10 protein-coding genes and 1 tRNA gene are annotated in these 8,384 nt (G+C 60.6%); 2 read left to right on the top strand and 9 right to left on the bottom strand.

The features are described from left to right. The 3 genes from VXL81_RS08495 to VXL81_RS08485 all read right to left on the bottom strand — a co-directional run. Nucleotides 1-1,085, bottom strand: a 1,085-nt coding sequence (locus VXL81_RS08495) for a cache domain-containing protein (RefSeq protein WP_416553784.1), incomplete at its 3' end; no start/stop codon positions are given. Nucleotides 1,086-1,348: 263 nt separating this feature from the next. Continuing rightward, nucleotides 1,349-2,245 (bottom strand): RNA polymerase sigma factor RpoH, encoded by an 897-nt coding sequence (gene rpoH / locus VXL81_RS08490; RefSeq protein ID WP_340544992.1) that lies wholly within the window; start codon nucleotides 2,243-2,245, stop codon nucleotides 1,349-1,351. 220 nt (nucleotides 2,246-2,465) lie between these two features. Next, nucleotides 2,466-3,500 (bottom strand): RluA family pseudouridine synthase, encoded by a 1,035-nt coding sequence (locus VXL81_RS08485; protein WP_416553782.1) that lies wholly within the window; start codon nucleotides 3,498-3,500, stop codon nucleotides 2,466-2,468. On the opposite strand from VXL81_RS08485, the gene VXL81_RS08480 reads away from it, so the two are divergent. Beyond that, the gene (locus tag VXL81_RS08480) at nucleotides 3,499-3,813 is read left to right on the top strand and encodes a DUF6476 family protein (protein WP_416538355.1); all 315 of its coding nucleotides are present in this window, start codon (nucleotides 3,499-3,501) and stop codon (nucleotides 3,811-3,813) included. The two genes, VXL81_RS08485 and VXL81_RS08480, sit on opposite strands and share 2 nt — an antisense overlap. 116 nt (nucleotides 3,814-3,929) lie before the next feature. Here VXL81_RS08480 and VXL81_RS08475 read toward each other — a convergent pair. Further along, nucleotides 3,930-4,006, bottom strand: a tRNA-His gene (locus VXL81_RS08475). Nucleotides 4,007-4,210: 204 nt separating this feature from the next. Here VXL81_RS08475 and VXL81_RS08470 point away from each other — a divergent pair. Beyond that, on the top strand, nucleotides 4,211-4,399 hold the full coding sequence (locus VXL81_RS08470) for a DUF6324 family protein (protein ID WP_340544989.1): 189 nt from the start codon (nucleotides 4,211-4,213) through the stop codon (nucleotides 4,397-4,399). 63 nt (nucleotides 4,400-4,462) lie between these two features. Here VXL81_RS08470 and VXL81_RS08465 read toward each other — a convergent pair whose 3' ends face one another. From VXL81_RS08465 to ribB, 5 genes are all read right to left on the bottom strand, one after another. Further along, nucleotides 4,463-4,933 carry an MmcB family DNA repair protein gene (locus tag VXL81_RS08465; RefSeq protein ID WP_416553780.1) on the bottom strand — a complete coding sequence of 157 codons (471 nt, stop codon included), beginning with the start codon at nucleotides 4,931-4,933 and terminating at the stop codon, nucleotides 4,463-4,465. A 447-nt stretch (nucleotides 4,934-5,380) separates the two neighbouring features. Beyond that, nucleotides 5,381-5,710 (bottom strand): hypothetical protein, encoded by a 330-nt coding sequence (locus VXL81_RS08460; protein WP_416534812.1) that lies wholly within the window; start codon nucleotides 5,708-5,710, stop codon nucleotides 5,381-5,383. Between the two features lie 236 nt (nucleotides 5,711-5,946). Further along, nucleotides 5,947-6,438, bottom strand: coding sequence for a transcription antitermination factor NusB (gene nusB / locus VXL81_RS08455; protein ID WP_416553778.1), 492 nt, complete (start codon nucleotides 6,436-6,438; stop codon nucleotides 5,947-5,949). After that, nucleotides 6,435-6,986 carry a 6,7-dimethyl-8-ribityllumazine synthase gene (locus VXL81_RS08450; RefSeq protein WP_340544985.1) on the bottom strand — a complete coding sequence of 184 codons (552 nt, stop codon included), beginning with the start codon at nucleotides 6,984-6,986 and terminating at the stop codon, nucleotides 6,435-6,437. Before VXL81_RS08450 ends, nusB begins: the two co-directional genes overlap by 4 nt. Nucleotide 6,987: 1 nt before the next feature. Continuing rightward, nucleotides 6,988-8,109 carry a 3,4-dihydroxy-2-butanone-4-phosphate synthase gene (gene ribB, locus VXL81_RS08445; RefSeq protein WP_340544984.1) on the bottom strand — a complete coding sequence of 374 codons (1,122 nt, stop codon included), beginning with the start codon at nucleotides 8,107-8,109 and terminating at the stop codon, nucleotides 6,988-6,990. Nucleotides 8,110-8,384: the final 275 nt, after the last annotated feature.

Here is an 8,384-nt window from a genome sequence, read left to right as displayed (position 1 = left end):
TCCAGCGTGGCGGCCTGGCTTTCGGTGCGGTTGGACAGGTCGTCGGAGGCCTGGCTGATCTCATTGGCGCCGTTGCGGATGCTTTCGGCAGTGTCGATCACCTGGGTCACGGTCGCGCTCAGCGTTTCCGCGGTGCGGTTGAAGTCACGCTGCAGCTGGGCGTAATCCTCTGGCAGGGTCTCGTTGATACGCACGGTCAGATCGCCCTGCGACAGTGCCGCGAGACGGCTGGAGATGATCGACACAACATCGGACCGCTCGGCGTCGCGGGTCTGCTGCTGGCCTTTCAGCACGTCTTGCTCCTGCAGCTTCCCGCGGAATGCCTCCAGCGTTCGGGCCATTTCGCCGATTTCGCTGCGCGCCCGAGTATAGGGTACATCCGTCGCCGTCTCGCCGTCGGCCATCGTGGCCATCCGCGCCTTCAGACCGTTGATCGGGCCGGTAACACTGCGCAGCAGGACCGTCGAGGCAATCACCAGAAGAATCAGGCTGATCGCGAGGGTGGCCATCGCTTCGGTCCGCATCTGGGCAAGATCCGCCCGAATGTCAGAGACATAGGAGCCGGTGCCAATGACCCAGCCCCAGGGTTCAAAGGCCTTCACATAGCCGATTTTCTGCTCCGGAGTGGTCTGACCCGGTTTCTGGAACCAATAGCGGACCGAGCCGGCACCATCAGCTGCGGCAACCTTGCCCAGCTCCTGGAACACCTTGATACCCTTCACGTCTTCGAAGCCGGACCGGTCAGTGCCGACCCAGTCTGGCACCATGGGGTGCGCACGCACGATAAGTTCCTTGTCGAATGCAAAGAGGTAGCCGGAGGTTTCGAAGCGAATTTTCTCAATCACTTCACGGCCCTGAGCGCGCGCCTCCTCGGCTGTCAGCTCACCAGACTGTACCCGCGCCTCAAGATCGGCAAGCAGGCTGATTGAGGTATCGATGATATTGCTGAGCTCACGGTCGCGCATGGCATAGGCGTTGTCGACTGCGCGTGACAGCAGCAGGACGGTCAGCAGCACAGAGAGCGCGAGTGCCATCGCCACCACAGCGTAGATACGGATGGGAAGACGAAAGAATATGGACGGCATCGGTTACTTGGTCCTTTGAGGAATTACATCCCCGAACACTAGGACCGGCGCCCCTAACAAAGCGTTAGGCAAAGACCCAAAATCGCAGGCTTCACGCCATTATTGCATAGAATTTCAATCTCTTGTCTTAGGAGTTTGGAAACCTTCGCCCGCCTCGGGCCGCAGCTGGTCGCGGCGGCGCTGTGGCGCCCCTCGCGGCACAGGAAAAACGGCCCCGCAAAGGGGGCCGTTTAATCTGCGATTCGCGGACCGCTCCGGACGGGTCAGCTCACCGGCAACATGCCCTTCTCGGACGCCAGCTCGCGCATCTTCTTTTGAAGTTTCTCGAAGGCGCGCACCTCGATCTGGCGGATACGCTCGCGGCTGACGCCATATTGCGTGCTGAGGTCCTCCAGCGTTTTCGCCTGATCGGCCAGTCGGCGCTGCGTCAGAATATCCTTCTCGCGATCGTTGAGCACATCCAGCGCATTGGCGAGCAGCTCGCGGCGGGCCTCAAGCTCATCGCGCGCCTCGTAGTCGCCGGCCTGATCGGCATCCTCATCCTCCAGCCAGTCCTGCCACTGCATCGTGCCTTCGCCCTCGCTGCCGACGGTGGCATTGAGAGAGGCATCGCCGCCGGACATCCGCCGGTTCATCGAAATCACCTCCGTCTCGGTCACGCCGAGGTCGGTGGCGATCTTCTTGACGGTGTCGGGGTGCAGGTCGCCCTCCTCCAGCGCGCCGATACGGGCCTTGGCCTTGCGCAGATTGAAGAACAGCTTCTTCTGCGCCGAGGTGGTGCCGAGTTTCACCAGCGACCAGGACCGCAGGATATATTCCTGGATCGAGGCGCGGATCCACCACATGGCATAGGTCGCCAGGCGAAAGCCCTTTTCGGGATCAAAGCGTTTGACCGCCTGCATCAAACCGACATTGGCTTCGGAGATCACCTCGGCCTGCGGCAGACCATAGCCGCGATAGCCCATGGCAATTTTCGCCGCCAGACGCAGGTGCGATGTCACCATCTTATGGGCCGAGGCACTGTCCTGCTCTTCGACCCAGCGCTTGGCCAGCATATATTCCTCTTCCGGTTCCAACAGCGGGAACTTGCGGATTTCCTGAAGGTACCGGTTCAGCCCGCCTTCGGGTGTCGGTGCGGGCAGATTTGCATAATTTGCCATTCTTTGTGTCCCTCCCAATGTATAAGGACTTAACATCTCGTCATATGGGTTAACGCACAGCCCCGTTCAAGAGTTGCCAAGTTTATCTCTTATAGGAATCATAAGAAAAGCGGTCTGTGACGAAGTTCACAGCAAGTTGCAGACCATCGACCCGCCGCAACGCGCGGCGGGATCTCGGTTTTTCTGCAATAAATCAGGAGCTCGCTGATCGCAGGCGTGATTATTCCGCAGGCGTTGCCAACATTTGCAGCAGATCTGTCATATCTTCTGGTACCGGCGCTTCAAATCGCATGTCGTCACCGGTGACAGGATGGACAAAGCCCAGAACCGCAGCATGCAGTGCCTGTCGCGGGAATGACTGGATGGCCGCCGCGGTGGCCTCGGGCAGCGATTTTGCGGCAAGTTTGCGCTTGCCGCCATAGACCGGATCGCCGACCAGCCCATGGCCTGCATGGGCCATATGCACCCGGATCTGATGGGTGCGGCCGGTTTCCAGCCAGCATTCGATCAGCGCCAGCACCGGCGGCGTGCCGTAGCTGTCGACGATACGGGCGCGGGTGACAGCATGGCGGCCGCCCTGGAACAGCACCGCCTGCCGCTGCCGGTCGGTTCTATGGCGCGCGAGTTGTGTGGTCAGTTTGAGGATATTGCCAGGTTCAAAGCTCGTCCCCTTTACCCCGCGCAGGCGCGGATCATTGGCATCCGGCACACCATAACAGATAGCGCGGTAATAGCGTTCGACCGTATGTTTCTCGAATTGAGCGGCCAAACCCTGATGGGCGACATCGGATTTCGCGACCACCAGCAGCCCGCTGGTCTCCTTGTCGATGCGGTGCACGATGCCGGGGCGTTTGACGCCACCAACGCCGGAGAGGTTATCGCCGCAATGGTGCAGCAATGCGTTGACCAGCGTGCCCGATGGTGTTCCGGGGGCGGGATGGACAACCATGCCTGCGGGTTTGTTGACAACGATCAGATCGTCGTCCTCATAGATCACCTCAAGCGGGATATCCTCGGGGCCGATGTGGCTGTCCTCGGCCTCTTCCACGGTGATCTCGATCAGCGCACCTTCCTCGATCTTGGCCTTGGGGTCGGTCACGACCGTGCCATTGACCTGCAGCTGCCCAGCCTCGATCAGCCGCGCCAGACGGGTGCGCGACAGGGTGGCTTCCTCTGGCACATCACGCGAAACCGCTTTATCAAGCCGTTTAGGCGGGTTTTCCGCGATGACAAACTCGATCCGGCGGCGGGCCATGACACATCCTTCTGAGACAGATATTCAAAGTGAACCGCCCCAGCTGGTGTTCCTGCGGCGGATGGTGACCACATTAACGGTGATCATGATTTGCGGGTTCTTAGTGGTTCTGACCCTGCTTGTCATCCGTTTGTCTGCGTCAGGTCCAAAGCTGCCCGAAACGGTGACGCTGCCAGCGGGGGTCAGCGCCCGCGCCGTGACCTTTGGCGACGGCTGGATTGCTGTGGTCACCGATGGGGATGAGATCCTGATCCTGAACAATCTGAGCGGCGCAATCGAGCAACGCGTGGCGATCCAACCGGTCAGCGACTGATCTTCACCCGCTAGTTCATGCAAGCTGACCCGTGGTAAGCTGCTGAATTACCGACATGAAAACAGGCGTCGTGCCTCTGGCGGTCCGATGTGGTCATATCAATATCAGCTGAAGGGTGGTACCACCTCCCCGGCTCGAACGGGGGACCTCCTGATCCACAATCAGGCGCTCTAACCAACTGAGCTAAGGCGGCACTGAGGGCGATTTAATACAGGGGCGATGAGAGCGCAAGAGGCAAGCGGCAAGTTTTTTACCCCGAATGTGAAGAGATTTGCCGTCACGCTTGCGATCTTCTGCCCCGCCCGCGAGGTCCATCTGGAAGCCGCGAGTGCTTGCCATTACAGTGGCAGCAGGCTAGCAGAACCCGTCACCGCAAGCCCCATGACAGGAGTGCCGCATGAGCATCAACACCGAGCGCGACATCGAAGCCAATATGCAGATCGGCCCCACCGACGCAGGCATGGTCCGCATCTTCATCGAAGCCGACGGGATCGAAATCCCGATGGATTTTGATCCGGATGAGGCCAATGAAATCGCCGAAGAAATCATGGCCGCAGCCCAGGCAGCGCGCAGCCTCGATACCTGAGCCTCACGAACACCCGGCGGCGGGCTGACGCGCCCGCCCTGCCAACCGACGCGCCGCCAGCAATCAGGCGCCGCGCGCCTCGCTGTCCCATATCCCATCCATCCCCGGTCGCGGGTCGCGCAGCCGATGCAGGCGGCCGGCGGCGTCCATTGCGAATTTCTGGATCAGCTTCTTGCGACGGGCGGCGGGCAGTTTCTGTTCCGGCGCCATGCGGATGATCTCGGCGTCATAGTCATCGGCGATGATCAAACCGCTGTCGTCAGGCAACAGCTCATTCGGAAACGCCAGATCCACCGCCCAGAAATAGCGATCGCACCATTCAAGATAGCCCCGCCATTTGCTGTCGGACTGATAGTCGGCGCGGCTGGATTTGCATTCGACCACCCATAGCTCACCCTTGGGGCCAAGCGCCATGACATCGACCCGCAGACCACGGGCGGGAACGAATTCTTCGACCGTGACAAAACCAAGCGCCGCCATATGGCGGGCCACACCACGCGCGAGGCGCTGACCGGGGGCAAGATCCTGCATCATGGGGTCAATGTGAACAATTCATGAACAAATGACAAGACCATGGCGCAGGCACCTTGCAAACGCACTGGTCAGATATCGCATCAAGACAGCCTGCGGCCATGCCACATCCGCCACGGTGAGAGGGCCATGTCGAAAAGACGGCGGACGCCCCTTGTCTCCGCCTGCCCCGACGCCTAGTTAGAACGGAGGCGGGTTCTGCCCTTCTCGTGACAGGTAGCATTCCAGTGGCCTTAAGCAATTCCGAGGGAGCTGGCTCTGTTTGGACCCTGGTCCTTTTACCTGGCGCCCACCTGTACATACAGGTCCTCGGGAATCATAACCGCACGGTTGCCTGGTGGTCCCGCCGCATTCCACCACTGTTCTGGCTGACAAAAGAAAAGCCGCGCCTGAGGGGCACGGCTGACTGAGGGCTTGCTGGTCTGGACGTTTTGCGTCCAGATCTGCGGATCAGCGGCGCGGCAGCTGCCGAGAGGCTTTCTTGGCCGGAACGCGCACCGGGACCATCTCAGAGTGCATATCGGGGGTGATCCGCATCCCGCCGCGCGGGGTGTCTTCTTTCTGCGCCAGCGACATCACCGCATAGCCGAACTGCACCCCGGCAAAAACGATACCGTTCATGAACCACAGGATCGCAACCGCCAGAACGCCACTGTCCGATGTACTGACCAGATGCCAGAGGTTCATCACGTTGAACCACAACAGCAGCCCGACAAAAGCTGCGGCAATGGCAAAGCCGATCACCACGTTGCGAATATAAAGACTCACCAGCTTTGGCATGGCATACCCTCCTGCTTCGGCCAAAACGGTAGCACTCTTTGCGACATGGTCCAGCGGCAATTGCCGGATCGGCGGGATTTGACGCATGTCGACCAGCATTTTACGGCAGTGTTCTGGCAGCCCGGCGGCAGACGAAAAAAGCGCGCCCATCGGGCACGCTTCTCGATCCTTGTTGCGCCACAGCAGCTGGCGCCTGTCGCAAGCCCCGGTCAGAAGGCCCCAGTCGATTGCCCTGGTCAGAAGGCTTCGGGGCATGCCTCACGCGCCATATGGTCCAGAACGGCATTCACGAATTTCGGCTCCTTGCCCTCTGGAAAGAAGGCCCGCGCGATGTCCACGAACTCATTGATCACCACCTTGGGCGGTGTCTGGCCTGCCAGCATCTCAGAACCCGCGGCCCGGAACAGGGCGCGCAGCGTCGGGTCGATCCGTGCAATCGGCCATTTGGCCACCAGTGCGCGGTCGGTCATCTGGTCGATCTTGGCCTGATTATTGACTGCGCCCTCGATCAGCTTGCGAAAGCTTTTCGGATCGCCCTCTGCCATCTCATCGCCTTCGTAGACCGCCCCAAAACGGTGGTCCTCAAATTCGACGATGACCTTGTCGAAAGACAGGTTGCTATGTTCCATCTGAAACAGCGCCTGCACGGCATAGAGCCGGGACGCTGATTTCATTTTATGCTTGTCGCTGCCCTTGCGAGCGGCGCCCTGGCTTTCCGAAGTGGTCATACGGTGGTGGGTCCATTGTCTGAGTCGGCCAGTCTGATGGCCTCGGAAGGGGCTTTGAAGCCGACTCCCTTGGTTTGGGCGCCCCATTTACGCGTCAGCGCGATCAGATGCAAGGCCGCAGCCGCAGCACCGCCACCTTTGTTCTGATCGTTCACATCGGCGCGGACCTCCGCCTGCTTGCGGTTTTCCACCGTCAGGATGCCATTGCCGATGCACAGCCCCTGTAGCCCCATCAACTGAATCGCGCGGCTGCTGTCGTTGCAGACGGTTTCATAATGGGTTGTTTCGCCACGGATCACGCAGCCCAGAGCCACGTAGCCGTCGAAGTTAGAGCTGCGGTCGGCAATCGCGATCGCGGTCGGCACCTCCAGCGCACCCGGCACTTCGATCAGTTCGCAGGTGCCGCCGACGGCTTCGATCTCGGCCTGGGCGCCGGCCACCAGATTGTCGGCGATATCCTTGTAATAAGGCGCGACCACGATCAGCAGCTTGACCGGTTTGTCGAATGTCGGACGGTCCAGCGTATAGTGAGTTTCATGTGCAGCCATATCAAGCGTCCTTCAGAAGAGGTTTGGTGCCAACGATGCTCAGGCCGTAGGCGTCTAGTCCAACATAGGTGGTCGAGGGCGAATCCGTCAGCAATACCAGCTCATGCAGACCCATTTTGGACAGGATCTGCGCGCCCAGCCCGGTCTGCTTGATGGTGCGCGGGCCTTCGTCGTCCTGCGCATAGAGCGAATTGCGCGGCTCGCGGAACAGGCAGACGACGCCGCGCCCCTCGGCCGCGATCAGTTCCATCGCGCGCGGCAGCTGCCGGCCCGATTTGGGACCAAGTCCCAGAAGATCCGTTGCCTCATGCAGCGCATGGGTGCGGGTCAGGACCGGTTCAGGGGTGGTGATATCGCCCTTGGTCATCACCACATGTTCAATGCCGTGGGTCTGGTCGGTAAACAGGCGCAGTTCCCAATCGCCACCGATTTCAGACGTGACGGTCTTGCGCGAGGTCTCCACCACCAGATTGTCGTTGCGCGCGCGGTAGGCAATCAGATCACTGATGGTGCCGATTTTAAGCCCGTGCGTTCGGGCAAAATCGACCAGCTCCGGCAGCCGCGACATGGTGCCATCCTCATTCATGATCTCGCAGATCACGCCCGAGGGGTTCAGACCAGCCAGACGAGAGATATCAACCGCCGCCTCGGTATGGCCTGCGCGCACCAGCACACCGCCGCGTTTGGCCCGCAGCGGAAACACATGCCCCGGCGTCGCCAGCGCGGCCATCGTGTTGCTCTCGTCGATGGCCGCCGCCACGGTCAGCGCACGGTCGGCAGCGGAAATCCCGGTCGAGACACCTTCGCGGGCTTCGATCGACACGGTGAAAGCTGTTTCATGGCGCGAAGAATTGTTCACCGCCATCATCGGCAGCCCCAGCGCATCGACCCGCTCCGCCGTCATCGGAAGACAGATCAGACCGCGTCCGTGAGTCGCCATAAAGTTGATCGCCGCAGCATCGGCAAATTCGGCGGCAATCACCAGATCGCCCTCGTTTTCGCGGTCCTCGTGATCGACCAGGATGAACATCCGCCCCTGACGGGCCTCTTCGATGATCTCTTCAATAGGGCTGATTGCGTCACGCAACTGGGCTTCAATCGGCCCCGGTGTTTCAAAGCTCATTCAGGCAACCTTTCGGTGGGCAGTCGTGGACAATGGTCAGTGCGACCTCCACAACCCCGAGCAAGGCCGTGGATACCCCAGCGGGATAGACCAGCCGCAGCGTAAATACCAGCCCCGCTTGCGGCAGCCCATGTTCCGGACGCGGCGTCGCGGTGGCGCGTTCCCCTGTCAGAGGCTGTTTCAGGGTCAGCGGTTGCGGCGGCAGATGGCCCCTTGCACAGGCACGACGCAGCCACGGCAAAGGTCAAACTACGCCGCAAGATCAGCTCCCCTCG

Origin of the sequence: Phaeobacter sp. JH204B (assembly GCF_048055755.1) — a bacterium.
Taxonomy (GTDB): Bacteria; Pseudomonadota; Alphaproteobacteria; order Rhodobacterales; family Rhodobacteraceae; genus Phaeobacter; species Phaeobacter bryozoorum.
The sequence above is the reverse complement of the archived record's forward strand: the minus strand, read 5'-3'. Positions and strand labels throughout refer to the sequence as shown.

Bases quoted from the DNA above. Each gene is read 5' to 3' on its own strand.
- VXL81_RS08450 (WP_340544985.1), bottom strand. From the start codon at position 6,986: ATGGCTGCACATGAAACTCACTATACGCTGGACCGTCCGACATTCGAC.
- nusB (WP_416553778.1), bottom strand. From the start codon at position 6,438: ATGACCACTTCGGAAAGCCAGGGCGCCGCTCGCAAGGGCAGCGACAAG.
- VXL81_RS08470 (WP_340544989.1), top strand. From the start codon at position 4,211: ATGAGCATCAACACCGAGCGCGACATCGAAGCCAATATGCAGATCGGC.
- ribB (WP_340544984.1), bottom strand. From the start codon at position 8,109: ATGAGCTTTGAAACACCGGGGCCGATTGAAGCCCAGTTGCGTGACGCA.
- VXL81_RS08460 (WP_416534812.1), bottom strand. From the start codon at position 5,710: ATGCCAAAGCTGGTGAGTCTTTATATTCGCAACGTGGTGATCGGCTTT.
- rpoH (WP_340544992.1), bottom strand. From the start codon at position 2,245: ATGGCAAATTATGCAAATCTGCCCGCACCGACACCCGAAGGCGGGCTG.
- VXL81_RS08480 (WP_416538355.1), top strand. From the start codon at position 3,499: ATGACACATCCTTCTGAGACAGATATTCAAAGTGAACCGCCCCAGCTG.
- VXL81_RS08465 (WP_416553780.1), bottom strand. From the start codon at position 4,933: ATGATGCAGGATCTTGCCCCCGGTCAGCGCCTCGCGCGTGGTGTGGCC.
- VXL81_RS08485 (WP_416553782.1), bottom strand. From the start codon at position 3,500: ATGGCCCGCCGCCGGATCGAGTTTGTCATCGCGGAAAACCCGCCTAAA.